29 protein-coding genes are annotated in these 26,096 nt (G+C 37.0%); 9 read left to right on the forward strand and 20 right to left on the reverse strand.

The features are described 5' to 3' along the window. The first annotated feature begins 95 nt into the window (after positions 1 to 95). From ABIB40_RS00080 to ABIB40_RS00090, 3 genes are all read left to right on the forward strand, one after another. Complete coding sequence (locus tag ABIB40_RS00080; RefSeq protein WP_354354706.1) at positions 96 to 1,082, forward strand: D-alanine--D-alanine ligase; 987 nt, start codon at positions 96 to 98, stop codon at positions 1,080 to 1,082. A gap of 34 nt (positions 1,083 to 1,116) precedes the next feature. Continuing rightward, a complete protein-coding gene (locus tag ABIB40_RS00085) occupies positions 1,117 to 1,698 on the forward strand; it encodes a Crp/Fnr family transcriptional regulator (RefSeq protein ID WP_354354708.1) in 582 nt (193 codons plus the stop codon). A 124-nt stretch (positions 1,699 to 1,822) separates the two neighbouring features. Beyond that, a complete protein-coding gene (locus ABIB40_RS00090) occupies positions 1,823 to 2,221 on the forward strand; it encodes a DUF983 domain-containing protein (RefSeq protein ID WP_502931043.1) in 399 nt (132 codons plus the stop codon). A gap of 199 nt (positions 2,222 to 2,420) precedes the next feature. Here the strand turns inward: ABIB40_RS00090 and ABIB40_RS00095 are convergent, their stop codons facing one another. The 4 genes from ABIB40_RS00095 to ABIB40_RS00110 are packed head-to-tail and all read right to left on the reverse strand — an operon-like array spanning position 2,421 to position 6,323. Then, entirely contained in the window at positions 2,421 to 3,233 is an 813-nt protein-coding gene (locus tag ABIB40_RS00095; protein WP_354354712.1) for a copper homeostasis protein CutC, read from the reverse strand. 32 nt (positions 3,234 to 3,265) lie between these two features. Continuing rightward, complete coding sequence (locus ABIB40_RS00100; RefSeq protein ID WP_354354714.1) at positions 3,266 to 4,300, reverse strand: glycosylasparaginase; 1,035 nt, start codon at positions 4,298 to 4,300, stop codon at positions 3,266 to 3,268. Between the two features lie 53 nt (positions 4,301 to 4,353). Beyond that, the gene (locus tag ABIB40_RS00105) at positions 4,354 to 5,160 is read right to left on the reverse strand and encodes a nitrilase family protein (RefSeq protein ID WP_354354716.1); all 807 of its coding nucleotides are present in this window, start codon (positions 5,158 to 5,160) and stop codon (positions 4,354 to 4,356) included. 17 nt (positions 5,161 to 5,177) lie between these two features. After that, a complete protein-coding gene (locus tag ABIB40_RS00110) occupies positions 5,178 to 6,323 on the reverse strand; it encodes a methionine aminotransferase (protein WP_354354718.1) in 1,146 nt (381 codons plus the stop codon). A 315-nt stretch (positions 6,324 to 6,638) separates the two neighbouring features. On the opposite strand from ABIB40_RS00110, the gene ABIB40_RS00115 reads away from it, so the two are divergent. Together ABIB40_RS00115 and ABIB40_RS00120 are read left to right on the forward strand one after the other, a co-directional pair. Next, complete coding sequence (locus tag ABIB40_RS00115) at positions 6,639 to 8,978, forward strand: hypothetical protein (RefSeq protein ID WP_354354720.1); 2,340 nt, start codon at positions 6,639 to 6,641, stop codon at positions 8,976 to 8,978. 30 nt (positions 8,979 to 9,008) lie between these two features. After that, positions 9,009 to 9,497: a DUF3885 domain-containing protein gene (locus ABIB40_RS00120; protein WP_354354722.1), complete on the forward strand. Its 489-nt coding sequence runs from the start codon at positions 9,009 to 9,011 to the stop codon at positions 9,495 to 9,497. A 753-nt stretch (positions 9,498 to 10,250) separates the two neighbouring features. Here ABIB40_RS00120 and ABIB40_RS00125 read toward each other — a convergent pair. The 11 genes from ABIB40_RS00125 to ABIB40_RS00180 form a co-directional block, all read right to left on the reverse strand. Further along, entirely contained in the window at positions 10,251 to 10,406 is a 156-nt protein-coding gene (locus ABIB40_RS00125; RefSeq protein ID WP_354354724.1) for a hypothetical protein, read from the reverse strand. A gap of 230 nt (positions 10,407 to 10,636) precedes the next feature. Further along, positions 10,637 to 10,771, reverse strand: a complete 135-nt coding sequence (locus ABIB40_RS00130; RefSeq protein ID WP_354354726.1) for a hypothetical protein — start codon at positions 10,769 to 10,771, stop codon at positions 10,637 to 10,639. Positions 10,772 to 11,372: 601 nt separating this feature from the next. Continuing rightward, positions 11,373 to 12,050, reverse strand: coding sequence for a hypothetical protein (locus ABIB40_RS00140; RefSeq protein WP_354354730.1), 678 nt, complete (start codon positions 12,048 to 12,050; stop codon positions 11,373 to 11,375). 41 nt (positions 12,051 to 12,091) lie between these two features. Beyond that, complete coding sequence (locus tag ABIB40_RS00145) at positions 12,092 to 12,907, reverse strand: HK97 family phage prohead protease (protein ID WP_354354732.1); 816 nt, start codon at positions 12,905 to 12,907, stop codon at positions 12,092 to 12,094. A 275-nt stretch (positions 12,908 to 13,182) separates the two neighbouring features. Beyond that, entirely contained in the window at positions 13,183 to 13,416 is a 234-nt protein-coding gene (locus ABIB40_RS00150) for a hypothetical protein (RefSeq protein ID WP_354354734.1), read from the reverse strand. A gap of 7 nt (positions 13,417 to 13,423) precedes the next feature. Then, positions 13,424 to 13,690: a hypothetical protein gene (locus ABIB40_RS00155; RefSeq protein ID WP_354354736.1), complete on the reverse strand. Its 267-nt coding sequence runs from the start codon at positions 13,688 to 13,690 to the stop codon at positions 13,424 to 13,426. Between the two features lie 4 nt (positions 13,691 to 13,694). Further along, entirely contained in the window at positions 13,695 to 14,165 is a 471-nt protein-coding gene (locus ABIB40_RS00160) for a hypothetical protein (protein WP_354354738.1), read from the reverse strand. Beyond that, positions 14,162 to 14,488, reverse strand: a complete 327-nt coding sequence (locus ABIB40_RS00165; RefSeq protein WP_354354740.1) for a hypothetical protein — start codon at positions 14,486 to 14,488, stop codon at positions 14,162 to 14,164. Before ABIB40_RS00165 ends, ABIB40_RS00160 begins: the two co-directional genes overlap by 4 nt. Further along, a complete protein-coding gene (locus tag ABIB40_RS00170; RefSeq protein ID WP_354354742.1) occupies positions 14,478 to 15,317 on the reverse strand; it encodes an AAA family ATPase in 840 nt (279 codons plus the stop codon). The genes ABIB40_RS00165 and ABIB40_RS00170 overlap by 11 nt, the downstream gene beginning before the upstream one ends. Before the next feature lie 86 nt (positions 15,318 to 15,403). Beyond that, entirely contained in the window at positions 15,404 to 17,410 is a 2,007-nt protein-coding gene (locus ABIB40_RS00175; protein WP_354354744.1) for a hypothetical protein, read from the reverse strand. Positions 17,411 to 17,516: 106 nt separating this feature from the next. Further along, complete coding sequence (locus tag ABIB40_RS00180; RefSeq protein WP_354354745.1) at positions 17,517 to 17,717, reverse strand: hypothetical protein; 201 nt, start codon at positions 17,715 to 17,717, stop codon at positions 17,517 to 17,519. Between the two features lie 104 nt (positions 17,718 to 17,821). Here ABIB40_RS00180 and ABIB40_RS00185 point away from each other — a divergent pair, with 104 nt between their 5' ends. Both ABIB40_RS00185 and ABIB40_RS20700 read left to right on the forward strand, forming a co-directional pair. Then, entirely contained in the window at positions 17,822 to 18,643 is an 822-nt protein-coding gene (locus ABIB40_RS00185) for a helix-turn-helix domain-containing protein (RefSeq protein ID WP_354354747.1), read from the forward strand. A 358-nt stretch (positions 18,644 to 19,001) separates the two neighbouring features. Beyond that, positions 19,002 to 19,217 (forward strand): DUF3885 domain-containing protein, encoded by a 216-nt coding sequence (locus ABIB40_RS20700; protein WP_502931044.1) that lies wholly within the window; start codon positions 19,002 to 19,004, stop codon positions 19,215 to 19,217. A gap of 74 nt (positions 19,218 to 19,291) precedes the next feature. Here the strand turns inward: ABIB40_RS20700 and fmt are convergent, their stop codons facing one another. Continuing rightward, a complete protein-coding gene (gene fmt, locus ABIB40_RS00195) occupies positions 19,292 to 20,200 on the reverse strand; it encodes a methionyl-tRNA formyltransferase (protein ID WP_354354749.1) in 909 nt (302 codons plus the stop codon). Between the two features lie 57 nt (positions 20,201 to 20,257). On the opposite strand from fmt, the gene ABIB40_RS00200 reads away from it, so the two are divergent. Then, the gene (locus ABIB40_RS00200; protein WP_354354751.1) at positions 20,258 to 21,319 is read left to right on the forward strand and encodes a DNA topoisomerase IB; all 1,062 of its coding nucleotides are present in this window, start codon (positions 20,258 to 20,260) and stop codon (positions 21,317 to 21,319) included. Here the strand turns inward: ABIB40_RS00200 and ABIB40_RS00205 are convergent. Both ABIB40_RS00205 and ABIB40_RS00210 read right to left on the reverse strand, forming a co-directional pair. Continuing rightward, positions 21,316 to 21,528, reverse strand: a complete 213-nt coding sequence (locus ABIB40_RS00205; RefSeq protein WP_354354753.1) for a hypothetical protein — start codon at positions 21,526 to 21,528, stop codon at positions 21,316 to 21,318. The two genes, ABIB40_RS00200 and ABIB40_RS00205, sit on opposite strands and share 4 nt — an antisense overlap. A gap of 151 nt (positions 21,529 to 21,679) precedes the next feature. Then, positions 21,680 to 22,933: an exo-beta-N-acetylmuramidase NamZ family protein gene (locus ABIB40_RS00210; protein ID WP_354354754.1), complete on the reverse strand. Its 1,254-nt coding sequence runs from the start codon at positions 22,931 to 22,933 to the stop codon at positions 21,680 to 21,682. 136 nt (positions 22,934 to 23,069) lie between these two features. On the opposite strand from ABIB40_RS00210, the gene ABIB40_RS00215 reads away from it, so the two are divergent. Then, positions 23,070 to 24,290 carry an ABC transporter permease gene (locus tag ABIB40_RS00215; protein ID WP_354354756.1) on the forward strand — a complete coding sequence of 407 codons (1,221 nt, stop codon included), beginning with the start codon at positions 23,070 to 23,072 and terminating at the stop codon, positions 24,288 to 24,290. A 164-nt stretch (positions 24,291 to 24,454) separates the two neighbouring features. Here ABIB40_RS00215 and truA read toward each other — a convergent pair whose 3' ends face one another. Further along, a complete protein-coding gene (truA, locus tag ABIB40_RS00220; protein ID WP_354354758.1) occupies positions 24,455 to 25,255 on the reverse strand; it encodes a tRNA pseudouridine(38-40) synthase TruA in 801 nt (266 codons plus the stop codon). 26 nt (positions 25,256 to 25,281) lie between these two features. Beyond that, a complete protein-coding gene (gene mazG, locus ABIB40_RS00225; RefSeq protein WP_354354760.1) occupies positions 25,282 to 26,091 on the reverse strand; it encodes a nucleoside triphosphate pyrophosphohydrolase in 810 nt (269 codons plus the stop codon). Positions 26,092 to 26,096 lie beyond the last annotated feature (5 nt).

Raw genomic sequence — 26,096 nt, forward strand, 5'->3', positions numbered from 1 at the left:
ATATTCTACGTTAAAATTAATAAAGCACAAAGATATTTATATTTTTGAACTTATATTTTAAACATCAGTTCATTTTTAAATAAGCATCATCCACCATGAAAAAAACCATTGCGCTATTAACTGGAGGCACTACCGATGAATGGGTAATTTCTCTAAAAAGTGCAGCAACCATAGCTCAGAATATAGATTTAGAGCTTTTTGATGTTTACAAAATTATTTTAAATGACCACAGTTGGTTTTACGAGCCAGCAGATTCCATAAAAATAGAAGTAGATAGAAATGATTTCTCTCTTACCATTGAGGGAAGAAAAGTGAAGTTTGATGGCGTTTTTATATCCATTCATGGCTCGCCTGGCGAAGATGGAAAGCTGCAGGGGTATTTTGATATGCTTAACATCCCTTACACCACTTGCGATGCAATTACCTCTGCAATTACGATGAACAAGGCTTACACAAAAGCCGTTGTTACAGGCATTGAAAACCTGTATGTTGCTAAGTCCGTACAGCTTTTTCAGGGGCTGGAGAAAAATGTTAGCCAAATTATCCATGACCTAAAATTGCCTTACTTTGTAAAGCCAAATAGTGGCGGAAGCAGCATAGGTATGAGCAAGGTTACGCAAAGCGATAAATTAGCTAACGCGATGGAAACTGCCTTTAAGGTGGATAGGCAAGTTTTGGTAGAGGAATTTATTGAAGGAAGGGAATTTACGGTCGGGGTGGTAAAATTAGAAGGCGAAATTATGGTTTTGCCTAGTACTGAGGTAAGTACTAAAAAAGAGTTTTTCGATTTCGAGGCGAAATATACGCCGGGCATCGCCATAGAAACAACGCCTGCAGAAATTAGAGACGAGACGAATGCTAGAGTACAAACTATTGCAAAACATGTGTACGAAAAATTGAATTGTAGGGGCGTGGTTCGAATAGATTTTATTTTGACCGGCGATGAAGGTGACTTTTATTTCATCGAAATAAATACAGTGCCTGGACAAACTGCAACCAGTTTTATTCCTCAACAAGTGGCGGCTATTGGTTTAACCTTAAAAGAGTTTTACACAAAATTGATGCGAGAAACGCTGGGGTAGGTTCTTTGGTTGGAAATCTAATTTGAAATTCTAAATGTACATTCAGCAACTTATAGATAAAGGGTATCCTATTAGAAACTTTACGAAAGATACCGTAATTTACGAACCTGGATTACAGCCAAAATTTGTATTTTTTATAAAAAGTGGCGAAATAAGAATGGTAACAGTAAACGGGGATGGCAAGGAATTTATCCAAGGTATATTCAAAACTGGCCAATATTTTGGCGAGCCTGCTTTATTGGTAAACCGGCCATACCTTGCATATACTATTGCCACTAAAAATTCGGAAATTATCCAATTAAATAAAACTGAGTTCTTTCAGCTTTTGAAAGATAATGCCGAATTTAACTCGGACCTAATCAGGGTTTTAAGTAATAGGCTTTTTTATAAATCAATGATGCTCGAAGAGCTTGGGAACGAAAAAGCTGAACACCGTCTACAAACCATCATAAATTTTTTGTTTTTAGATCTTCCAGCGGGGGAAATTCTTAAAGTTACAAGGCAAGAATTGGCCGATATGACAGGTTTAAGGGTAGAAACGGTAATAAGAGTTGTTAAACAGCTGGCCAAAAAGGGGGTTGTGCAGTTAACCCATGGAAGAATTTTGAAGATTTAAAACTGAAGGTGCATTTATAGGTTAACCCAAAGGTTTCTAATGGTGCTTATGTGAATTTTTATGATATGAATCATAAACTAACGAGTTTATGATTCATATTTTTGCATTACAGATAAACACAAGTATGGCAGAGCTTTCTAAATCTCAAGCAATATTACAATATAAGTGCCCACGTTGCCGTAAAGGAGATATTTTTATCGGCAATGCGTATACTTTTAAACTTCAAAAAACAAATGTAAATTGCCCAAGCTGCAATTTAAAATTTGAACGTGAACCAGGCTTTTTCTATGTTGCAATGTTTGTGAGTTATGCAATGAGCGTTGCAGAAATTATAAGCATTGGCGTAAGTTTGTATGTTTTTGGGTTGCCACTACTTTATGAGAATTTTTTTTATTATTGGGGGATAATTGTATTTGGAGTCTTACTCTTATCGCCAATTAATTATCGTTTTTCGAGAGTTGTTTTACTGCATTTGCTTACACCAGGTTTGGGTTACGTTCCAGGTAGTGGAGATAAAAAGTAAGGTTATAACATGTGAGTTGCCTAGGTTTCTTCTTTTCTCTTTTTACAATACCTATTGAACTTTTGCAGTCTTGGTTTCCCATTTTAACCTGTAATATTACGGGTAAAAACGTTTACGTCTTTCAGCGAGTTTTAAAATCTCGCATTTACCAGCGATTTTAAGCACATTGTCTTTGAGGCTTGTACTTTTTTTCTTGCTCCTAGTCGGTTTCGTTCATTTTTCCAACCAACTTTTCAACCAATTTTTTTGAGCTAAGCTCATATTGGTACTCGTCTGCTACGGTTCCCATCTTCGCAGCCGTATTTCTAAACATCATTTCACTTTTTACGGGCGTTTTTGCCGAAGCATGAAATTCTGTCGCGCCAGTTTTCTTAATCAGCTCTTGAATGTTATTGGCATTAACTCCTGCCCCTGGCATAATAGTAATTCTGCCATGCGCCTGCGTAACCATTGCAGCCAGTGTTTCGCTACCTTCAACAGCAGATGATGCCCCACCTGAGGATAAAACCCGCACAATGCCCAATTTAATTAAATCTTCTAGCGCTTTTTCTTTGTTTAAGCACATATCAAAAGCCCTATGAAAAGCAACTTTCATCGGCGTTGCAAGCTTTATAACTTCGCACATTCGCACCTCATCTACCTCGCCATTCGCTTTAAGAATCCCTGTAACTATACCCTCACAACGTAATGATTTACATATTTTTGTATCTTCTAATATCAACTCAAACTCAATATCGGTATATAGAAAATCGCCACCTCTAGGCCTAATGATTGGCCAAATTTCTATATCTAGATTTTTTTTTGACAATGCAATTTGGGCGTAGCTTGGTGTGGTGCCACCCTCGGCCAAATTATCGCAAAGTTCTACCCGCGCCGCTCCACCTAATTGGGCGGCTAAAGCAGAGCGATAAGAATTTGCACAGACTTCTAATTTGAAAGCGTTTGGTGGACTTTTTGACTGAACTTGTTCTTTAATCTTTTCTACATCACAAATCGTTTCTTTTTCAATCATGTTTTTTTTAATGGCTGTAGACAAATTAAAAACTAATAATGGCTTTTTCCTTTTATCAACAAATCTTGCTTTTGTGCATCGCAAACGGCAAAACTGAAACCTTGTTGTATCGCGAAAGCGCCGTATTCACCTTTTTTATTCATAGCCAAAAAACCTACCTGAATGTTTTTTGCAGTTTCTGGCTTACGCCTGATGATGCGCATAACAGCTTCTCTACAGGCTTCTTCTGGAGAATGCCCTTGGCGCATCAGTTCTACCACCAAAAACGACCCAACATTGCGTATCACTTCTTCGCCAACGCCGGTAGAGGTTGCCCCACCAATTTCGTTATCTACATATAAACCAGCACCAATAATCGGACTGTCGCCAACTCTTCCATATAATTTGTAGGCCATGCCGCTGGTGGTACAAGCGCCGCTCATATTTCCGTTTGCATCTATGGCCAACATGCCAATGGTATCGTGGTTATATTTATTGCCAGGTAATTTTTGTGGAGCAACTTTTTTATATAGTTTATTCTCTACATTAACAACAGGCGCGTATTTGGCGGTTTTAAGCCATTCTTTCCAATCTTTTTCGCTTTGCGCAGTAAGCAAATTTATTTTTTCGAAACCCTGTTCTAGCGCAAATTGCAGCGCACCATCTGCGGTAAGCATTACGTGAGGGGTTTTTTCCATTACTTTGCGCGCTACAGAAATGGGATGTAAAATATGTTGCAACGCAGTTACAGATCCGCAATTACCTTGTTCGTCCATAATGCACGCGTCTAAAGTTACGTGGCCATCTCGATCTGGTAAGCCACCTAGGCCTACGCTTTGGTTATTTGGGTCTGCTTCTGGTACCCAAACGCCCTGCTCTACAGCATCGAGAGATTTGCCACCCGCAGATAATACTTTCCAAGCAGCAGCATTTGCGGCAATCCCGAAATCCCAAGTAGAAATTACAATTGGCGCTGCTGTAGTTTTGTTGTTCTTTTTCGGAATGGCATCGGCAAATCCCTTCTTGTCGACTGCAAAAAGGCTTGCCGATAGGGCTGATGCTTTTAAAAATTTTCTTCTATTAAACATAGTTGTCGATTGGTTATCAGGTAGTTTTTTTTGAAGAGACAAGTTGCTACATCTTAATTGATAATCTTAAAATCATCAGCATCTGCTAAAAATGGGAGTTGTCGTCGTATCTTTACAACCTCTTCGTAGTTGATGGTGGTGGTGTACAAATCTTCATCTTCGGGTTTGTAATAAACGGTGTTTCCATTAGGATCGATCACCATAGAATGACCACCATGATAAATCTGGTTTCCATCGTGCCCAACGCGGTTTACCGCTACCACATAACTTTGGTTTTCTATCGCTCTTGCAGGAATTAACGCCCGCCAATGTGAACTGCGCTTATCTGGCCAGCTTGCGATTACAAGTAAAATATCATAAGCCGCATCGGTATTTCTTAACCATACGGGGAAACGTAAATCATAGCAAATGGCCAAGCGTATTTTCCAACCTTTTAGGTTTACAATAATGCTATCTTTTCCTGGCGAAAAGTTCTTATCCTCATCCCCCAAACCGAACAGATGTCTTTTGTCGTATTTTTGGTGGCTGCCATCTGCATGCATCCAAATTAACCTGTTGTAAAACTTATCTTGTTCTTTTATAATTAAGCTGCCAGCCACCACACAATTGTATTTTTGGGCAGTTTGCTGCATCCATTGCATGGTTTTGCCTCCCATTTCTTCGGCAAATTCAGCTGCGTTCATCGTAAAACCCGTGTTAAACATTTCGGGCAGTACAATTAAATCTGTTTTTTCTCTCACGCCGCCAGAAAGCTTTAGGCTTAGGTTCTGTAGGTTTTTATCTACATTCTCCCAAAAAAGATAAGCCTGAAAAATAGTAATTTTTAGGTTTTCGATTTGGGTGTATATTGGTGTAGCCATACTGTTTATTTTTGTTTTTAAACCGTCATTAATTTATCTGCCGCTTTTCTTAAAGTCTCATCTTTCTTCGCAAAACAAAACCTAATAACTTTGTAATCGTCAGAGTTTTGGTAAAAAGCCGAGACGGGGATTGCAGCGACCCCGAACTCCTTGGTTAATCTAGTTGCAAATTCAACGTCAGTTTCATCGCTTATGTTTTGGTAGCTTGCACACTGAAAATAGGAACCCTTACATGGCAATAGCTCAAACCGACTGCCTGAAAGAAGATTTCTGAATAAATCTCTTTTTGCCTGAAAAAAGTTAGCGAGTCCATTTAGTTGGTTGCCTTCTTGCATATAATTCGCTATACCCTGCTGCATTGGAGTATTAACGCTGAAAACGTTAAATTGGTGCACCTTTCTAAACTCAGCCATCAATTTTTTTGGAGCGAGGCAAAAACCAACTTTCCATCCTGTGGTATGTAGCATTTTGCCAAAAGAATAAATTATAAAACTTCTTTTGCGAAGTTCTTCATAACCCACTACACTTTCGTAAGGTTTTTCGTCGAAAACCAAATGCCCATAAACTTCATCGCTTACCAAAAGAATATCTGTTCCTTCAACCAGTTTTGAAAGTGCCTGCATATCTTCAACCGACAGCGTAACTCCAGTTGGATTTTGCGGGCTGTTGATGATGATCATTTTAGTTTTTGAGGTAAACAGTTTTTTAACCATTTCCCAATCAATGTTATAATTTGGAGGAGTGAGTTGGTACGCTTTCACAATGCCGCCGAAAAGTCTTATAGTTGGAGCATAACAATCATAAGCTGGTTCAAAAATAATTACCTCGTCACCATAATTTATAGTAGCCGCTATTGCGGTAAAAATAGCTTGCGTGGCGCCGGCTGTTACGGTAATTTCGTCTCTTGCGTTATATTTATAGCCTCTATTTTCTAAAATATAGCTGGAAATGATGTCGCTTAATGCTGGCAAACCGGCCATGGGGGCATACTGGTTTTTTCCATCGAGCATCGCTTTTGTGACGGAATCTATTAAGTTTGAGTCGCAAAAAAAGTCTGGAAATCCTTGAGAAAGATTTATGGCATTGTATTCTTTTGCCATGGCAGACATGACTGTAAATACATTTGTATCGGTATTTTGTAGTTTAGATTGTATGTTTAGCATGCAGATAGCGAAAATAACAAAAAATCTGCTAATAAAGTCAATCTTTAAGGCATTGTAACAAGTTCAAATTAGAATTGGGCACATTTATTTATGCAAATTTCTTTGGTTAGAATGGTTTTGTTTGCGCTATAGATGGGAACTGATTTCATTGTACCATAAAGTACTTTTGGTGCCTCTGGTTTTACGAGGGTTTTTCACAAAGCAAACAAAAAAATAAATTGACATTAAATCATGTGCAATTACCTTGTAGCAATAATAATTTGCTAGATTACTTTTTAAATTTGTAAGCTACCGATTACTGAAACAGACCCTATTATGAATACTTCTGTAATTAAAATATTCGACGACAGTTGCCTAACAGAGCACCCGAAATCTAGGTTGTCTTTTTTGCCTTTGGTTAAATATTTAAAGGAAAGGCTAGCGAGCGAAAATTTCTTTAGAAAGGAGTTTTTTAGGTTTATTTTGGATAAAATTGCAGATATGGATTTTATGTTGGAGGAAGTAGATATAAATCGACTTGCAGACAAACCCGAAATTCTTGAACTGATTTTTAGTATTTTAACTCCATTGCTGGCCAATGAGGATGAACTTTTTTGGGCATTGGGAATGCCAATTCCGAGTAAGATCTTTTTGAGTAGCAACGCTTTCGGCGATTTTTTTGCTACAAACCCGATAGATAAAAATTTAGATGGTGGATTGACCGAGGTTGCTGCACGCAGAAAAAAAATCATTTACAACATGATTTTAGAGAAATTTTATAATTTCGATTCAGCTTTGAAAGGCGATGTTTTTTATGCACGAATAAATCCAGAAACGAAGTTAAAAGAATATTATGGCGTAGAACTGGATTCGAGCTTTGTTGAGGTCTCCCATAAAAACGAACTGCCTAAAATTGATTTCGAAGAATTAAGTCAACGAATACAGTCTGGCGACGAACTGGTCTATTTGGAACAATGCGTACCATTGGATAATTTCTTTTTTGAAGGCTTTAACATCATTTCTATAAAAAATGTGACGCTGCAACATGCTTTAGCTGATATTAGAGCTACTTTGGTAAATCACAATTATCAAGATGAAGCGTATCAAGAGGTAATCGAAGCACTAAAAATTATTTCTGGAAATAGCGACCTGGATTTTGGCCTTATGCCATTTTTAACGGTTAACAATAGGTTGGTTTTTGAAGAGACGGGGTTTTCTAAAAGTAAATTAATTGCTGCTGCTAGAAAAGCAGATTTGGGCGAAGACGTATTTTACAAGCTCATTAATAATTACATTGAAAATCCACAGTCGAAATTTGTTAGAAGAATTACAGAAGAAAATGCTTTAAATGATGATTTTTTAAGGGTTTTAAAAGAAGATGGCGTGCGCTCTTATGCGGTAATACCCGTGTTTTATAGCGCTGTTCTTTGTGGCGTAGTAGAAATTTTCTCAACCAGTGAGGTTTCATTTGATGATAACCTAATACTTAAAATTGGGTATGCCATCCCACTTATTGGGCAACTTTTTCACTATGGCATAGAAGAATTCAACGGTAAGATTGAGTCCGTTCTGATGAGCAAATTCACTGTTCTTCAGCCCGCTGTACAATGGAAATTTAACGAAGCGGTATGGAATTATCTCCGTCAAAATGAAGAAGGCAACAGTTTTAGAGATGTTGAGAAAATTGTTTTTAAGCACGTTTACCCACTATTTGGAGCTATAGATGTTAGAGATTCTACCATAGAAAGAAACCGGGCACTTAAAGAAGACATAGAAATACACATCAATTTATTGATAGAAACTTTGGGAAATATTTGTAGCTCTGTAAATTTAGAGCTGACAGATAAATTGCTGTATTCTTGTAACAATTGGTCTAAAAAAATTAATGAAATAATCTTAACTACAGAAGAAAACCAGTTTACAGAGTTTTTAGAAAATGATGTATTTCCGCTTTTTTCTATGATGAGGACAAATTATCCAGTTACCGTTTCTTTATTGACACATTACTTTGAGCAAATTGATGCCGAACATGGTATTGTATTTAAAAACAGAAGAGCACTGGAAATATCCATGCAATTTATAAACACAAAAATTGGCAAATATTTAGACAAGCAACAAAAAATCTTGCAGGAATCTTTTCCCTGTTATTTCGCCAAATTTAGAACGGATGGTGTAGAGTATGATATTTATATCGGCCAAGATATTGCTCCCTATAAGACCTTCGATTTGTTGTATTTAAAAAACATTAGGCTTTGGCAACTTACCTCTATGGTAGAAATAACAAGGCTGACGAGGGAAATACAGCAAAAGATTCCCCATAAATTGTTAACCACCCAACTAATTTTTGTGCATTCTAGTGCGATAGACATCAGCTTTAGAACTGATGAACGTAGGTTTGATGTAGAAGGTGCTTATAATATTAGATATGAAGTAGTTAAGAAGCGCATAGATAAGGTTTTGATAAAAGACCGGCGCGAACGATTGACACAGCCAGATAAGATTGCCATCGTTTATTTTACCAATGAAGAAGCCCAAGAATATATCGAATACATCAACTATCTAACCAACGAGCAATTATTTAACGATGACCTTGAAATATTAGAGTTAGAGGAACTGCAAGGCGTTGCTGGATTAAAAGCGCTCAGGGTAGGGGTAAATTACAATCGAAAGTTATAATTTACAGGCCATTTCCCCAATTTGACAGAAATGCTAAGACAAGAATTACAATCATACTTTGACAGGGTTTATCCTTTTGCAAAAATTGACACAGAGTATTCTGTTGGCGGGCAAGTGCAAATTAGGTTTGAGCTAGGTGGCGAAATATTAGAAAATGGAACTATTGAAAGGGTAGGCCAAGCCACAGACAGAGCACTCCAACTTTTTTACGACACATTTGACAACCGGAATCATTTGATTTGGATTTTAATTTATCAATACTTAGAACCGTATTCTTTTAATATCTCAAAACAATATTTGCATGAACAATTTCCGATTAAGCAATTTGAAAAATTTTATAACCAAATAGAACAAGTAAACACTTGTGAACTTACAGTAAATAAAAGTGGACAAGAAGTTCTAGAAAAGGCCGAAGTACGAGTTATTATAGGAAAATTATCAGTAAAGGAAATTAATATTGAAAATATTATAAGAGGAATTTATAAACGCTATTTAAAAACCAATATAAAAAGTATTTAAAATTCAATACGGTTTTTAAAAAGTTTAAGATTTTAAAATGCTTTAAAAAACAAGTATATGTGTTTAAAAAACCGTGTGAAATTAAATAAAAAACCCCGTTTTTATGCGGGGTTTTAAATGAGATTATTGAAGTAATCACGCTGATTTCAGCCGCCACGCCCACAACCTTAACCTCCAAGGCTGTCTACTGCTTAACCGCAATTACATCTTCAATATGTAACTAGAATTAATAACTATTTTAATAGTTATAGACTTTAAAGCATCTTTAAAGTTCAAAAAACTAATACCTCAATCAAAACAAAAGTAACTGGATTTGTAATAGTGAAGAGAGATTAATAAAAGCTCCTGTTATGTTTCAAACAAATCATTCACTAGCTCTTGTTAATCCTAATATTAAACAGTTATACACAATGTAATGGACAATGTGAACCGCCAGCTAGTATTTTCCTAATACAAAAATTGATTATAGGTTAAGTCTAAACGGCATGCATTTATAAGCTCTAAACTGCTGCGTTTAGGCTCTCGGCATGTTTTTTTAATGCTACTACTTTTGGCCCTTCAATCATTATTTCCAACTTCAAAGCGTACTATTGTTTAATGTTTGTATATTTGTAAATGCTATAAAGCGGAGAAAGCAGCCTTTTTAAAGGTACATCTGCTGAAAAATGCAGGGGTAGCATTTTTTTTAAAGCCATGTTATTTATAACATGGCTTTATTTTTACTAGCAATCCACGGCTTTGCCTGTACAAAAATTAGATTCCTTTATCGTAGGCATTGCTTGCGCTGCATTTTGTGTTTTTACCTATCGTTTCTAGTTTTACAATCACCGTATCAAGCCTTAAAACTGTGTTTGCAGTGTTTGCTGATATTTCATATTCAGCTAGAAGCTGTTGCTTAAATATTGTCATTGAATTTTGGCCTACGTTCAAATGTTGCTTTGCAATATCGTACATAGAGCGCTACAAGCCCACAAGTTCGCTGCCTGTTTGCTCGGTAATTTCTCGCTTAATTGTGCCTGCAATGCCTTTACCGCTGGTTACTGCTCCATTTGATAAATCAATGCCAGTAACCTTTGCCAAATCGGCTGCACTTGCAGCGCCATCGGTAATAATCTTATCGTATTCTGCTTTTAGCTGTGCTATTTTCGCCCACGTGTAGATGCAGCTTCGGCGGTTTCGCCAACGCCAGCAACCTCTGCCTTAATGCGCTTGGCTTCTGCAATGGCTTCGGGCGCATTCAGTTTAAAATCTACGTCTAATTGTACGTCGCTCATATTAATGATGTTTTGTTATATTTAATTCCAGATTAAGTGTGGGTATTTTTTGCGCAAATCTTTTATACTACAATCTTGTGCTACAAGTTTTTTAAGCATCTCTCCATTATCGGCAATGTAATTAGTGATAGTCCGTGTCGATATATAAAACTCTTTTGCTAAATCCGATAATGTAGTATCGAATCTCCTTTTTTTTATGTAATAGTAAAAGTAGAATCTAGTAAGAAGGCACTCATTTCGCTCAACTGCATATATCCCCTTCCTATTATCTTCCGGTCTATTCTCTTCTATTTCCGATGGAAATATTGATTGGATTATTTGGTTTCCTCTTATCATATCCTAAAAATATCAAAGCTTTCTCAAATTGGATTTGCAATTATGCAAACATTGCCGCCTTTTAAGCAAACAAGGCAAACCTTTCTGTGGGTTTACCTCGTCATAAGATGTGTCTTTATCTTTTGCCGCCTGAGAAACTTTATTGGCACTAAAATAAGCAGCATAATATGCTCCAAAAAATAATTAAGTACAGCTTGCTAGTATTAAACGCAAAAAAGGCGACCGTTAAAGGCCGCCTTAATCCCAAAATTATAACAACTAAATTTTATACTGCCGCGTAGGCTTCTTTCATGCCTTCCTTTTCTCTTATAAAATCAAGGTTTGGTCTGTGAGAGTAGTTCTTAAACTCGATTCCTAAAATTGGCACTCCAGCGCTACTGGGTGTAGATTCCGCCAAAAATCCATTTTCAGTGCAAAAGGCATAATACGTGTTGACGATTCCACACAAATCAAAAAGTTTGGTGGTCAATACTGCTCCAAAATCATTTTTTGAATAGTAAGTGTAAAGTGCATCAATTAGATCATAGGCATTGTCCGATTTGCTGACAATATCGTTATCGAGTTTTAACCAGGCTTCAACAATAGCAAAATCATACTTCCTCCAATTATTACTGCTGTTTAACACTCCGAAGACTGCCGTTAAGTCTGGCTTTTCAATCATCTCGCCTAATTTTTCTCTAGAAATTCTGACTCCGTTGAAACTAGGTTCGCCTGCTTTCACAATAAGATAGTCCATAACAAAATCATCAATTCTCTTTTCGCTGCTCTTTTGTGAAATGTTACCCTGTGTTCTACCTAAACTAACCAACTCTGTTAAGGTAACATCAACAGAGAGGGTTTTAAATTCGTTATACAGCGTTTGCATGTATGCGATTACAGTGTCCAGATATTCTTTTTCTTGTGTGACACGTAATTCGTCTTTGTAAATTAGTACTGGTTGCATAATGTTTGATTTTGAATTGTTTTATTTTTATAAAATTGAAATTAAAGCCCCATGTTTGACGGGTATTTGCCAAATTTTGATTTAAACTTTTCGGCATAGACAGCAGGCTCATACTTTTTTAATAGCTCTAACCCGTTCGTTTTAAATAGTTCCTCAAACGGCTTGTTTACTAAAGATGATGTTACGGCTGAACCTGCTCTTTTAGAGTTTAGAAATTCCTTTGTATCTTCAAAATTATTTTCTAAAGCTGTCCTATAAAAGCTTAAATCATATACCCCAATTTTTTCACTTTCTCTCGCGGTCGATAGAACAGCTTGCACCTCTTTCGAGGTTGCAACATAGCTCCCTTTCTTCTTAAAAACTGGCCATTCATTCTGTGGCGTAGTTGAAAGGTTTATTTTATTGCCATGCGGATTGTATAATGCAACTGCCATTGCATCTGGGTTTGCGCCTATATCTACCAAGCTACATTCGTCTATAACTGACTTTACAAGCGTTCGGCTCGTTTGTCCCGGTAGTTGCAAATCAGGGTCGTCGCTCCATTCGAGCGGAATGAGGCCGGCGCTTGCCATAGCTATCGTTCCGTTCTCTACCTTATTATAGATCAGCATTGCAAACTGATCCGTATCATCAAAAACAGGCGTGCCATAGATGATACTGTCCCTAACTTCTATATCCGACCAGTAACCAAGCGGCAGCACCTCATTTTTATCAAGGCCGTTTGGCCTTCTGTGCATCCACAGCATCAACGGGTTTCTTTTGAACTGTTCGATATTGACACCAGCGGTAAGAACCCGAAAGCCATAGCTATTGACCCGCTCAGTCTGAATTATAAATTTCTTCTTGCTTTTTAACATTTTGTCTAATTGTAATTGTGTTGATGTTTTAACTATTTATTCTTTCCTGTTTTAATGTTAAGGCGGTCGACTATCCGTGTTAAATTTTTTAGCCTCGGCATAGGTTATTTTCTGGGCTGTTTCCGGTGCAATAAAATACCTATCTGAAAGGCGTTTAAAAATTACCTCTACACGATAACCTTTGTTGTACATTGCTCTAAAGTCCTTTAAAATTTCACCGTTCCGCTTTTCGCGTCTGCTTGTTTTCGGTTTTATCATAATACTACCGCCTATTGTTACCAGAAAACTTTACCGCCACAAACCTCTTTAAGCTTTCTTAGCCAGAACAGTTCGTTTTCTGCTCCGTCATAACCAGTGAACTCACTATCACTCAACTTAAAGCGGGTAATGTCCCAAATAGACACGTCCAAGACTCCTTCTATTGTCTCTAGGTCAACATCATAAGAGATGAGTTCTGTAAACCTTTCTATTGCCTCAATTTGTTCGGGTGTTAATATTCTTTCGCTCATGGTTGGTTTATTTGTTTGAGAAAATCTTATTCATAATATCGTTAGTATCAATTGCCTTGCAGATCGCCGATTGCTGTTCATCCGACAACTCCAAATGCTTTAAAAATTCGCAGGTGCGGCTTATGCTTTCTAGCATCCCATCCGTAGCGCTCGAACTATCAGTGTGTAGATTTTCGAGACCAGTAAGCAATGCAGTTTTTAGAGAGCCATAGAACTCAAACGGACTAGAATGTTCGATTTCTATAATCAGTGTGTTTTTTCCTATCCTTACCATATATCTAATTTTTGATTGTGGTTAAACTCAATTCACCTAGAAGGCTTCTCACCAGTTTATCTGCATTTTTATTATCTGCACTTTTTGTGGTGTTTCTAACAATCCCTTCAAATTGGCGGTGTGTCTTTATAAGTTCCGCGTAGGTCATTTCCTTTAATTCCTTCTTTACCGTTCCGCGCTCTTTCAAAAATAGATTTAGCTTCGCTGTGTTCATTCGCTTGTCTTCTGGTGTACTTCCGTAGATTATGCCAGATTGATAGGCCAATGAAAATATCAAACTTTTTATTCTTTCATCTGGGCTGTACTCTGAAAGCTTTAACAAAAGATTTCTAGCCTCCTCAATGCTCATTTTGCTACTGTGGACAGTACGCCCCTCAGTGAAATTGCTGATAACTTCACTCTTTTCGTCTTTAAGCCCCAGTTGGATTAAGAGAATATTTATTTTTTGTACCTGCGGTTTTGTTGCGTAAATCATGGTTTCTTGATTAAGTTTAAAAAGTCTGTTATTTCGGTTGGTAATTCTTGTATTTGCTCCGGAATAACTGTTCTCGAATAATGTTTGAAGGCCTCAAAAATCTTGATAATCTCAACTTCGTCAGCGCACTTCATTTTGTTGTTGAACACCTTTTCGCGGTCAGCGCTCCAGTTGTAAAGCTTTGACCAAACAGTTAAAGAGTTTTCGCTAACATCAATAAGTTTTGATATTTCGCGGTTCGTTTTGCCCTCATGGACAAAAAGCTTTTTGGCTTCCAGCTTTAATTCCAGCAGCTCCGCTATTGTCTTTCTCCTATAGCTCATAAATACCCCTTTCGTTAATTATAGAGTTATAAACCTGTCTGTAATTTGAAAGCCTTAAAAAATCTTTGATTATCTCGTTATCTGTTAGCCCGTTGTTTTCGTATATCGCGGAAATCTCGGCCTTTGTCGGTCTGTTTAGAATATGCCAGTTAACAATCCGGCTGTAAAACTCGGGGTACCCTGTTTTATCCTTTTCGGCCGCTCTGGTCATATTCTTTTGGAAATACTCACAACCTGCCATAATAATTCCGGCATTGTTCATTGTCGCGTTTCGCAGATCATGGAGGTCTAGTATTATCGTTCCGGAAAGTTTACCCGCCTCGTCAATAATCAACAATGGGTTTTTTCTGGTGTTCAACTCGTTTGCAATCATGTTTACCATTTCGTAAACGGTACCCATAAAGTTGATACCCATTTCTGAAAGCACTTTGTGGAAAAACTGCTTTCGGTTCATGGTGTTCTTGCACTCTACATAAAAAGCGTCTTTAGTATTCCGGTAGTAATCGGAGAGCGCCGTAGTTTTGCCAGCCCCGGTGTAACCGATAATCGCGGTAAGCTTGTGCATTTTACTGCTGTCGTTACATATCCCGCAAATAGTGTTAAAATTAGATGTGCGGATGATGTTAAAACCCGTTTTTGGTTTTAGGCCGTTAATAATTTTCAACAACATTTCCTCAGACACCATTTCGGTCTGGTCATTGTTTATGAATGTTAATATTGCATTACTGACGCCAACCTTGGCAGCAATCTTAACATTGCTCATTTTCTTTTGCTCTCGAAATTCGGCAATCAGTTGCCGCGCTTCGATAAATAGATTTTCTTTTTGCATATTTGTATAGATTAAATTTTAAGTGCTTTTAAAAGGCATTTAAAACAGTTTTAAAACCGCTTTGGCCGCATACCTTAGCGGTTTTGTTATTTCTGCTCTACCACGCTCAAATCGGGGTTTTTATCTTGAAACTGTTTGCTGTAGCGCTCTGTAAGTGGTTTCTTATCGTTCCTTTTGCTCAAAGGAGTATTGTACGCAATTGGCGTGTATGGTTTTACTCTTTCGCTGTTTACATCGGAATGCTCGGAGACGTAATCCATCATCAATTTGGTCTCGGCTGTATTAAAGGTTTCTTTCGCAACCGTAAACGGGTTACTAATGTTATAGAAGGCATCTTGATTTATTGCGGCGGCCTTATCTGCTATTTTTTGGGTGGCGTCTCGAACGGTGGTAGAGATGCTGTTGTTATGTTTACTGGTTTTTATAATCTGTTGTACATCGGATGGCTGTTGATTGGCTTTTCCCTGTACAAGTCCGATTTTCTGTCTTAACTCCCCTAAATATTCGTTCTGGAGGGAAAATATATGTACCGTGGATAGATCGCCCTCGTTATAATAGGTAATAACTTCTTTTCCGTTGAGTTTAAGCCCCTGCGTATGGTCAAACACTTCATAATAGTAATCAACGTGGCGAACAGTGTGCTTTAGCTCAGAGCGGCTAATTTTTAGCTTTTTGCTGTGGTAGAACAATTGCGCAATATCTTCTTTTCCTATAATTGGTGCATTTGGTTTTTCACTTTCGGCAAATACCTTGCTAGGCGCTTTTCGATTTTTAGCGGCCTTCTGGTTGTACACGCTTATCAGTTGGGTAATAATCATTACCATGCTATCCCATGTATAGCAATCATCCTTTCTAACAGCCTTTCCCCAAAACTCTGCATCTATACGCCCGTTAGTTCTTTTAGAGCGGATACCCTCTCCAATGTAACCGTCAATCATCCGTTGGCAGGTACTTTGAAATGTTCCAAACCAGCGCTCAAGTTGTGCCTTATGCTGTGGGTTTCCCTTTTCGGCAGGATTAAAGCGACAGCCCCTAACCAATAGCTTTTCTTTTAAGGTTTTAAATTCTTGCGTTTTGGTAGCACTCGCATTGTCATATACAACCTCATAAGGGAGCAACATTTCCATATCAAAACCCATTTTAAAAGCAGCGAACCAATTGTAACGGTCTTCGCTTTCGGCAAGGTCAAACCCTACAATCTTTGAGCTTTTCACATCCATTACGGCAAAAAGGTTTAATCTTATCTTCTTTGTGTGTTCTTTGTTCCAGCTGAAAATCTGTAAAGGCGAACCATCGGCATAATAAAGGTCTCCGCTAAAAAGCGATTCTTTTCTACGTGCAAACGGCTGCACGTTCTTTTTGAAAAATTCTTTGCTTCGATAATAGGAAAGCCTGTTTTTTACAGAAGGTTGTCCAAGATACTTTTTTACGCTTTCGATTGATATTTCTTTAAGCCCTATTGCTTTGCAATCTGCGTTTGTCAGCTCTGTAATCATTGAATAGGTGTACTGGTTTGGGTGCGAATAATATTGCTCCATTTTCCCAATATGAAAGTCCGTTACCTTTTTTAGGTGTTTTTGGTCTGTTCCGGTAAGCTTATGTATTAGATTTATACCGTTTTCAGCCCATTGAGACATTTTTTTGCAAAATTCTGCATAGTTGGTAACGTAGCTTTTAAGCCCCGCTATTTGCATATACCCCCCCTGCAAACTCCTTAGTTTATGCTTATACCGTAGGGTTAAAAGTGCGCTAGCCACCGCATGTGTACGCGCGTAAATGATAACTTTATCGGGTTCGCTGGGGAATAGCTTTAAATATTTTGGGCAAAATTTGATGTATTGCTTCTCTGCCGCATCTTTTAGGATAGATAATATTTGCATGGATTCAATATCTATCTTGCATTGCTTTTGGTCTATCTTATCAAAGTCTTTTTCGTTTTTAACCTTCTGAATCAACGTGGTCGAATTGGGAAGCTTGTAAATTTCTTTCGTATTTTCAGGTATGCTAGAATAATGGACGAGTCGCTTACGTCCATCATTAGTATCTTCAACATTAATCCAAGTGCCTCCATTGAGTTTTCTACAACGCTTCATTCCATTTTTAATCGTATTAAAGAACTTTTCTTGATTTTTGGTCGGAACTAAACATAAGAGCTCATCAACAGATATCAGAATATCTTTATACCCCAGCCTTTCCATATTATGATTGTATTCTATTAATCAAATCATTGCGTTTGTCCTTTAATTCAGCAATTACCTCTAAAACTGCTATTTCCATATCGGGAGAATCAATTTTGCCACTAAGACAATTTCTTACTGTATTCCTGTGGACACCCAGTTTATCTGCAATCTTCTGTCTGTAGCCGTGCGGCAACATCTTATTTAATTCCTGTTTGTTCATAATTTTTATAATTTTGCTGCGTATGTTGTGCAATAATAAGTTATTTAAAATTACTTAACAACATTTAGCATAACTTTTTTATTTTGTTGAAATAATTTTAGACAATGTCAAACGCAGGAAATCAGCTTAAAAAGCTTAGAACGTACTTTGAATTTACCCAAAAAGAATTTGCAGAGATAACGGGAACAAAACGAAATAGTATTACTATGATTGAATCAGAGCGCAACAAACCCACTTTTGAGCTAATTGAGACTATGTGTGTGAAGTTTAATCTTTCGGCAGATTACTTTTTATCGGACGATAATCCAGATGTATACAAGCATAACTTTGAGCTAATTAAAATAACAAAAAATGACAATAAAAACAACATCGAGTCTGTACACCTAAATTCCCCGTCTTCTGTACACCTAAAAAATACAATCAAGCATAACGCTTCGCTTTTGCCCAGTTATGATGCAGACGGCAATATGGATTACTCAGACTTTGAAAAGGCATTTGCCAATGATGACATACTGCCTGATCAAACAGCCTTAAACAAGGTTAGAATGCGTCAGCTATGGAAGTTAGAAGACTATCAAGCTAAACTAGCAAAAGAGTTACATTCTTTAGCCGGAAATAGCGCCAACTTGTACTCCAACATAAAAAGTTTTTTAGCTTTTGTAGATTTGGTTAACATAATTTACGACGAGTCGTTTGATAGTTTATTCGCCGCTATCTATGATAATAAAAAGCATTTGACGGGATTGAAATTTGATTATAAAACGTATTCTAAAGTAGTTTTAGCCGAGTTAGACAAGCTTGAAGGCTTTAATTTGCCGTTGGAAAAATTTTTAAAAGCAACTGATGTTTTTATAAGAGAAATTGAAAACATACCTGCGTTGAAAGATGTAATTGAAGATTCCAAAATCGATTCTATCGAACGTTAACCTATATGTATTGGAGCGTGGATTAGTGTTTTAAATGCTGCTAAAATACCTCATTAGTATTTATATAAAAAAGCTTCGTAGAATTGTTAAAAACTAATTAAGTGGGGTTGCATTTCAAGAGTTACTTGTATAAATCAAAGATCAAGATATTGTTATCCAATCAGACTATTTTAAACATCGCTCATTTACTTCACTTATCCAACCTAACCCACGCAAATACCAAGATAATATTGTTTTCTAACTACCTTCTCAAAAAACATAATTTAGCGTAAAAAGCGCCTTCGTTATATCGTTAACGCACAAATTTCGCACTTTTTTATAATTCACATAGTTATGTTATTCTAAATACCCCCCATAAATTGCAAATACAGAAATGGGATTTGAGCCAATAGTTGATCAAAAAATATTTTTCTTTGATTCATTGACTGACAAATCGTTCCAAATGTACGATGATAGAGGCTGCAAGATTTTTAGCGACAAAGCTGACAAAATAAGAGAAATTTATCTAAAACGGAATGAGTGGATAGTTGACTATCACAGAGCTGAAATTGACGAGTATTTTAAAACAGCGTGATAAATAAACGACGTGCATTAACACTATGGCAGCCGACGGAAGTCTATTACAGTCCTAACGAAGATACTTTAACGTTACAAACGCATACCGCGTAAAAAATCTTCAATTTGCATACGTTTCTTGCCCTCATACTGTACATCTAGCAAATGGATATACCCATCTTGCGTTGCAAACTTTAAGAAAGTTTTACCATCCGTTTCAAATTCTCCGACTTGTTGTGTAGGTGCTGTAAACTCTACGGTGGCTTTAAATACTTTTAGAATTTTACCATTTAATTGGGTAAAAGCAGTTGGGTACGGACTTAATCCTCTAATAAAGTTATGAACAGTTTTGCTGCTTTCGTTCCAATTGATTTTGCAATCTTCTTTAAAAATTTTTGGTGCTGATTTTAGCGGGGTGCTATTGTTTTGGGGTTGTTCGTTAATGCATCCGCTCTCAACTGCGTTGATGGTTTTAACCAGTAAATTAGCGCCTTCCTGCATCAACTTGTCGTGTAAATCTCCTGCACTGGCTTCAGCGCCTATAGCTACGCTACTTTTAAAGATGATGTCGCCTGTATCAATTTCTTCTTTTATAAAAAAAGTTGTAACACCGCTTTCGGCTTCGCCATTAATGATGGCATGATTTATTGGCGCCGCACCGCGATATTGCGGCAATAAAGAGCCATGTAAATTTATGGTTCCTTTTTTTGGCATTTGCCAAATAACAGGTGGCAACATCCTAAACGCAACAACCACAAATAGATCTGCACCGAAGCGCTTTAGCTCTTCAATAAATTGGGCATCCTTTAATTTAAGGGGTTGTAAAACGGGTATATTTTTTTCGGTCGCAAACTTTTTTACAGCACTTTCATTCAGCTTTTGTCCGCGGCCTGCAGGTTTATCTGCGGCGGTAACAACGGCTGCAACTTCTATTTTTGCAGTTAAAATTGCTGCCAAAGAAGCAACCGCAAATTCGGGCGTGCCCATAAAAACTATTTTCATCAAGCTATGTTTTAAAGCGACAAAATAACTAAAAATATTAATCTCTTTTATTAAAAGATGGCACCAGATTTAGAACAGGTTAAAGCAAACGGGTTAGTTTATACAAATGATAGTGCGCCTGGGATTTATAGAAAAGGCAAAATTGGGCATTTTTCCTATCAAGACGAAGATGGAAAAACCATTACAAACGTAGCGCAACTAGACCGAATTAAGGCGCTTGTTATTCCGCCTGCATGGCAAAACGTGTGGATAGCTGCAAAACCAAATGCCCATTTGCAGGTTACAGGTATTGATGCTGCCGGACGAAAGCAATATAAATACCATGCTAATTGGACCAAGCGCCAGTCTGAAAATAAATATAGCAATTTGCTGAGGTTTGGAAAGGCCTTGCCTATAGCACGCAGACAACTTGCAAAAGATTTAAGACGAAAAAACTTCGACGAGACTAAGGTGTTGGCCATTTGCATAGAGGTTTTACAGCATTCGCTTATTAGAGTAGGAAACGAAAGCTATAAGCAATTGTACGGTTCTTTTGGACTTAGCACGCTTAGAGATAAACATGTTAAAATAAAGGGAGGTAAAATAAAAATGACCTTTGTTGGAAAAAAGGGGGTTAAGCAAGATTTAGAATTAACTAATCTGAGATTAGCCAAGTTGGTAAAAAAATGTAGAGATATCCCAGGTCAGCAATTGTTTCAATATTACGCCGATGGGAAAGAACATAGAGGCATAGATTCTGGAAAAATTAACCAATATATTAAAGAAATTACCGGTGACGATTTTACGGCAAAAGACTTTAGAACTTGGGGAGGAACGCTAGAAGCGCTTAGGCAATTTGCAAAATGCAGCCAAGGTGAAGAAATTTCTACAACTACCGCCAAAAAACAGATTGTGTCGGTTTTAGATTGTGTGGCAACCAAATTGGGGAATACGCGGGCAGTATGTAAAAGCTCTTACGTTTATCCTCTGCTTATTACGGCATTTGAGGAAAATAACCTCGATAAGTATATTAAAAAGCTAAATAAAGCAAATGCCAAAAACACATTTGCTTTACACGAAGATGAAAAGGTTTTACTGTCATTCTTAAAAGATGCAAATAAGCTTCAAAAGAAGAACTAATCTTCTTTTGGAGGATCTTTAATTGAATGTACCGGCTGCTCATCGTTCTCCCGCTGCTTCGCAGGGTTTTTATAATGAGGCTCATCTTTGGTATAGACTTTGTCTTCAGGTTTTTTAACCGTTTTATGGTCGGTTGGTTCGCTATCTTTAGGGTGCTCTTCTTGATAATTACTTCCAGGTTTGTCGCTTATTTTTTTAGGTTCGGTCATTTTTATTCAAATTTAGTTTTCAAATTAAAAATCTGTTTATTTCAACTTATAATCAATTGTTTAGAAAACCGACAGGCTGTCTTTTTGTTTTATAAAAGGAATTAAACGCGTTTTTAACAAAACATTTCAATTTTAAACCAATCGGTTTATTTTACTTATACAACAAATATTTTTTTCTCATTTGTTTGTATTTACTTAGTCCCGGTTCCCAGCTTGCTCTAATTTCTTGCTCGGTTTTTCCTTCTTCAATCTGTTTTCTAAAATCTCCTACGCCAACCAGTCTTTCTATCACGCCCATTTGGTTACTTAGTTTGGTGTTAAAAAAGTCTGCTTTTTTCGGAGATTTTTTGTAAAGTTCCATCAGCCATTGCAATTGCAGTTGTTTGCTTTTCTTAATCTTGGCTATGTCAACGGTTCTTAAATCTAAACCAAAACACACTTGATCTTGAAAAATGGGCGTTTCTGCCATGCCTTTTATGCTTTTTGGCGTAAAACTAAAATAGAAAATACCTTTTAAATAAGGCGCACCCACAACGGTAAAAGGAAATTGAGTGCCTCTACCATGATTTAAATATGTCCCCTCAAACAAGCAAGTTGTTGGATAAAGCATGATAGATTGTTGCGTATTTAAATTTGGCGATGGTTTTACTGGCAGCACATAATCCATATTATGCCTGTAATTTGCCACCTTTATTACTGTAATATCGCACTTTACATTATCCTTTAGCCATCCCTCTCCATTCAACATTTGGGCATATTCGCCAATGGTAAGTCCATGCGCAATTGGTATTGCCTGCAGGCCAATACCCGATTTAAATTTTGGATCCAATATTGGCCCGTCAATTAAATAGCCATTTGGGTTAGGCCGGTCTAAAATAATAAGTGGCTTATTGTTGTTTGCGCATGCTTCCATTACGTGTTGCAAGGTGTTAATGTACGTGTAAAACCGAACGCCAACATCTTGAATATCGAAAATCATTACATCAATATCTTGCAGATCTTCTTTGGTTGGTGTGCTGTGTTTGCCATATAAAGAAATAATTTTTATGCCTGTTTCAGCATCTACGTCATCTGCAACGCTGATGCCTGCACTAGCTTTTCCCCTAAAACCATGCTCGGGCCCAAATATTTTTTCAATTTTTATTCCCAATTTTAGCAGGCTGTCTACCGATGTTTCGTTTGCAATAATAGAGGTGAGATTTACCACCATACCAATGCGTTTGCCTTTTAGCAATGGCAGATATTTCTCTGTTTGGTCGGCACCTGTTTTTATAGAGTCTATTGGTTTAGAGAGTGAATTAATTTCATCGTTAGTCTTTCGACTCTTTTCTTTCGTAGATTTGGGTTCACTACAAGCTGTCAAATAGGTCAAGATAAAAAAAGCAATTACAAAATAGTTTTTCATCACAAAAATTTTTATTCTAAGTTAATAATTATCAATCTAGCCAGAATTAATGCTGTTTACCAATTTTAAAAAAAACTAAAATATGGCTTTTTAAAATGATTTGAGCATTTTTGCTAAAATACAAAATTATAAACCTTTGAATTTCGAATATTTTATTGCCAAGCGTATTGCAATTAGGTCTGAACGAAAATTTTCTAAACTAATCGTTCGCATAGCCATTGTAGGTGTTATGCTCAGTTTGGCAGTTATGGTACTTTCTGTTGCCATTATTAAAGGTTTTAAAACAGAAATACAATATAAGGTTAGAGGTTTTATTGGAGATATAGAGGTTATTCGCTACGACCTGAACAATTCTTTTGAGCATTCGCCATTTATATTTACAGATAGCTTAAAAAAGCAGTTAAATAGCAATACTCAAATCGAGACTTATTATCCTTTTGCTACTAAACCAGCCATTTTATCGGCAAATTCAGAAATTGATGGCATCAATTTCAAGGGCATAGACAAAACCTATCCATGGGATTATATAAAACACCATTTGCTAAGCGGCCGCGTAATCAACTTTGCAGATAGTGCTGCGGCAATGAAAGAATTGCTGATTTCAAATTATACTGCAAAGCGCTTGAAGTTAAAAACAGGTGATGAGTTTATCATGTATTTTGTGCAAGATCCACCGCGGCGACGTAAATTTAAAGTGGTCGGCATTTACGAAATTGGTGTAGAAGACATAGATAAAGGCTTTGTTGTTGGCGACATAAACATTGTAAAACGTCTAAATAATTGGCAGCCCAACGAAGTTGGCGGGGTAGAAATTCGCATTAAAGATTTTTCTAAGTTGCAGCCTGTTGCTAAAAATATTTTCGAAAACTTGCCAAACAACCTTCGCTCATATTCGGTAAAAGAGAATTACCCAAATATATTTACCTGGTTGGGCTTGTTAGACGTAAACACAAATGTGCTGTTGGTTTTAATGCTTATAGTTGGCGTAATAAATATGGTAACAGCCCTGTTGATTATGATTTTAGAACGTACAAATATGATAGGAATGCTAAAATCGTTCGGCGCAACCAACAAAAGCATTATGAAGATTTTTCTTTACAATGCTGCCTATCTAATCATTATTGGCTTAATACTGGGGAATGTGTTAGGTCTTGGTTTAGGTTTTTTACAGGCAGAAACTCATTTCTTTAAATTAGATCAGTCCTCTTACTTTCTGTCTTACGTTCCTGTAGAGTTTCATTTGGCAGATGTGGCAATCTTAAACCTACTTACTATTGTTATCTGCCTAGTCGTATTAATTATCCCCTCTTTTTTAATAAGTAAAGTATCTCCGTTAAAGGCAATACGGTTTAAATAGTGTGTAAACGCTATGAATATTTTCTAGATGATTTGGGCGTTTTTACACGCTATCCGTTATAGTTTTTTGTCTTGCTGAAAAAGCAGAACAAAAAAGCTGCCGCTTCTATCGTTAACGCAAAATTTCAGGCCAATTAAATAAACTATATTTTTTAAACATCTAGCCTAAATAGCCTCCCAGCTTTCTCCCTCCAATGCTAGCATGTAACTGGCTCTTGGTTTTAAATTTAAATAAGGGTAAGTTACTTTAGATAAGAAAAGCCCCGTTGGATGTGCAACCTCAAATAATTTAGGTGGTTCTAAACTAATCAAATGACTTTCAAATTCATCAACACTTAATTCGCCCTTCCCAATTTTTAAAAGTTGCCCAACCAAAATCCTAATCATTTTGGCCAAAAATCTGTTGCTTGTAATGTGAAAACGTAAACGACTTCCATCTGCATTTTTATAAAATAAGGCCTCAGAAACTTTACAAAGAGTATGTTCATTTTTATCGGGCTGGGTGCAAAATGCCCTATAATCTTTATAAGTTGGCAACAATGCGGCGGCCATTTTTATTTTTCCAAAATCCAAATTGTCAATTTGATAAAATGAACTATTTTCCCTTAAAAACGGATCTTTCTGCGTATGGATAAAGTAATCGTATTTGCGTTGTACCGCATCAAAACGTGCATGACTTCTGGTTTGTACTGGTATAATATCAAAAACAGCTATCTGCTCTGGAAGTGCTTTATTTAATCTAAAAAGTAAATCAAATGCAGGCCACTCATCTAGATCTATGTGAAAGAAAAACTGTGCTGCATGCACTTCTGCATCTGTACGGCCGCAACCAATGATAGAAATTGGTTTTTTTAAAATTTTAGAGAGTGTAAATTCTACAACTTCTTGAACGCTGCTTACATCAGGTTGTCTTTGCCAACCCCTATAATGCCTGCCATGGTAAGCAATATGGAAAAAATACCTCAATGTATATTTGTATTATACTGCCGATTTTAAAGTTTTTCAGTTTTCGCCTGCTCCCAAAAAACATCCATTTCAGTTAAGCTCATATCGGCCAACTGTTTGCCGTTTTCTTCTGCTTTTTTCTCTAAGAACTGAAAACGCTTTATAAATTTTTTATTGGTTTTTTCTAAAGCATTTTCTGGGTTTATGTTTACAAAGCGCGCATAATTTATTAAGGAGAACAATACATCACCAAATTCGGCTTCAGCCTTTTCTTGGTCCATTTCTTCTTTTGGTACATCTACCTCTGCCCTAAACTCTTCAAGCTCTTCTACTACTTTTTCCCAAACTTGTATTTTGTTATCCCAATCAAACCCAACGCCCCTGGCTTTTTCTTGAATCCGCGCTGCCTTAACCAGCGCTGGCATAGAAACCGGTACGCCTCCCAAAACAGATTTATTTCCTTCCTTTAATTTAATTTGTTCCCAATTCCGCTTTACATCTTCCTCGTTGGCTACTTCTACATCGCCATAAATATGTGGGTGTCTATTAACAAGTTTATCGCAAACACCATTTAGCACATCTGTAATGTCAAAATCGTTGTTTTCTGAGGCTATCTTCGAATAAAAAACCAAGTGCATCATCAAATCGCCAAGCTCTTTTTTGATTTCGTTTTTATCGCCTTCTAAAATAGCGCCAGAGAGTTCGTAAGTTTCTTCGATGGTTAAATGGCGCAGCGTCTCCATGGTTTGCTTCTTATCCCACGGACATTGAGCACGCAAAGTTTCTAACACATTAAGCAAACGTAAAAAAGCGTCTGCTGGGTTTGTCTCGGATTTAGGTATCGGATTTTTTGGCATGTGAA

Origin of the sequence: Pedobacter sp. UYP30, assembly GCF_040547165.1 — a bacterium.
Classification (GTDB): domain Bacteria; phylum Bacteroidota; class Bacteroidia; order Sphingobacteriales; family Sphingobacteriaceae; genus Pedobacter.

Excerpts from the sequence above, each read along its gene's own strand:
- ABIB40_RS00125 (WP_354354724.1), bottom strand. The coding sequence starts at position 10,406 with ATGACAATATTTAAGCAACAGCTTCTAGCTGAATATGAAATATCAGCA.
- ABIB40_RS00170 (WP_354354742.1), bottom strand. The coding sequence starts at position 15,317 with ATGCAAAAAGAAAATCTATTTATCGAAGCGCGGCAACTGATTGCCGAA.
- ABIB40_RS00175 (WP_354354744.1), bottom strand. The coding sequence starts at position 17,410 with ATGAAGCGTTGTAGAAAACTCAATGGAGGCACTTGGATTAATGTTGAA.
- ABIB40_RS00145 (WP_354354732.1), bottom strand. The coding sequence starts at position 12,907 with ATGTTAAAAAGCAAGAAGAAATTTATAATTCAGACTGAGCGGGTCAAT.
- ABIB40_RS00200 (WP_354354751.1), top strand. The coding sequence starts at position 20,258 with ATGGCACCAGATTTAGAACAGGTTAAAGCAAACGGGTTAGTTTATACA.
- ABIB40_RS00095 (WP_354354712.1), bottom strand. The coding sequence starts at position 3,233 with ATGATTGAAAAAGAAACGATTTGTGATGTAGAAAAGATTAAAGAACAA.
- ABIB40_RS00130 (WP_354354726.1), bottom strand. The coding sequence starts at position 10,771 with ATGAGCGACGTACAATTAGACGTAGATTTTAAACTGAATGCGCCCGAA.
- ABIB40_RS00085 (WP_354354708.1), top strand. The coding sequence starts at position 1,117 with ATGTACATTCAGCAACTTATAGATAAAGGGTATCCTATTAGAAACTTT.
- mazG (WP_354354760.1), bottom strand. The coding sequence starts at position 26,091 with ATGCCAAAAAATCCGATACCTAAATCCGAGACAAACCCAGCAGACGCT.
- ABIB40_RS00115 (WP_354354720.1), top strand. The coding sequence starts at position 6,639 with ATGAATACTTCTGTAATTAAAATATTCGACGACAGTTGCCTAACAGAG.
- ABIB40_RS00090 (WP_502931043.1), top strand. The coding sequence starts at position 1,823 with ATGGCAGAGCTTTCTAAATCTCAAGCAATATTACAATATAAGTGCCCA.
- ABIB40_RS00110 (WP_354354718.1), bottom strand. The coding sequence starts at position 6,323 with ATGCTAAACATACAATCTAAACTACAAAATACCGATACAAATGTATTT.
- ABIB40_RS00120 (WP_354354722.1), top strand. The coding sequence starts at position 9,009 with ATGCTAAGACAAGAATTACAATCATACTTTGACAGGGTTTATCCTTTT.
- ABIB40_RS00105 (WP_354354716.1), bottom strand. The coding sequence starts at position 5,160 with ATGGCTACACCAATATACACCCAAATCGAAAACCTAAAAATTACTATT.
- ABIB40_RS00205 (WP_354354753.1), bottom strand. The coding sequence starts at position 21,528 with ATGACCGAACCTAAAAAAATAAGCGACAAACCTGGAAGTAATTATCAA.
- ABIB40_RS00100 (WP_354354714.1), bottom strand. The coding sequence starts at position 4,300 with ATGTTTAATAGAAGAAAATTTTTAAAAGCATCAGCCCTATCGGCAAGC.
- ABIB40_RS00150 (WP_354354734.1), bottom strand. The coding sequence starts at position 13,416 with ATGAGCGAAAGAATATTAACACCCGAACAAATTGAGGCAATAGAAAGG.
- ABIB40_RS00140 (WP_354354730.1), bottom strand. The coding sequence starts at position 12,050 with ATGCAACCAGTACTAATTTACAAAGACGAATTACGTGTCACACAAGAA.
- ABIB40_RS00165 (WP_354354740.1), bottom strand. The coding sequence starts at position 14,488 with ATGAGCTATAGGAGAAAGACAATAGCGGAGCTGCTGGAATTAAAGCTG.
- fmt (WP_354354749.1), bottom strand. The coding sequence starts at position 20,200 with ATGAAAATAGTTTTTATGGGCACGCCCGAATTTGCGGTTGCTTCTTTG.
- ABIB40_RS00180 (WP_354354745.1), bottom strand. The coding sequence starts at position 17,717 with ATGAACAAACAGGAATTAAATAAGATGTTGCCGCACGGCTACAGACAG.
- ABIB40_RS00210 (WP_354354754.1), bottom strand. The coding sequence starts at position 22,933 with ATGAAAAACTATTTTGTAATTGCTTTTTTTATCTTGACCTATTTGACA.
- ABIB40_RS00185 (WP_354354747.1), top strand. The coding sequence starts at position 17,822 with ATGTCAAACGCAGGAAATCAGCTTAAAAAGCTTAGAACGTACTTTGAA.
- ABIB40_RS00080 (WP_354354706.1), top strand. The coding sequence starts at position 96 with ATGAAAAAAACCATTGCGCTATTAACTGGAGGCACTACCGATGAATGG.
- ABIB40_RS00160 (WP_354354738.1), bottom strand. The coding sequence starts at position 14,165 with ATGATTTACGCAACAAAACCGCAGGTACAAAAAATAAATATTCTCTTA.
- ABIB40_RS00155 (WP_354354736.1), bottom strand. The coding sequence starts at position 13,690 with ATGGTAAGGATAGGAAAAAACACACTGATTATAGAAATCGAACATTCT.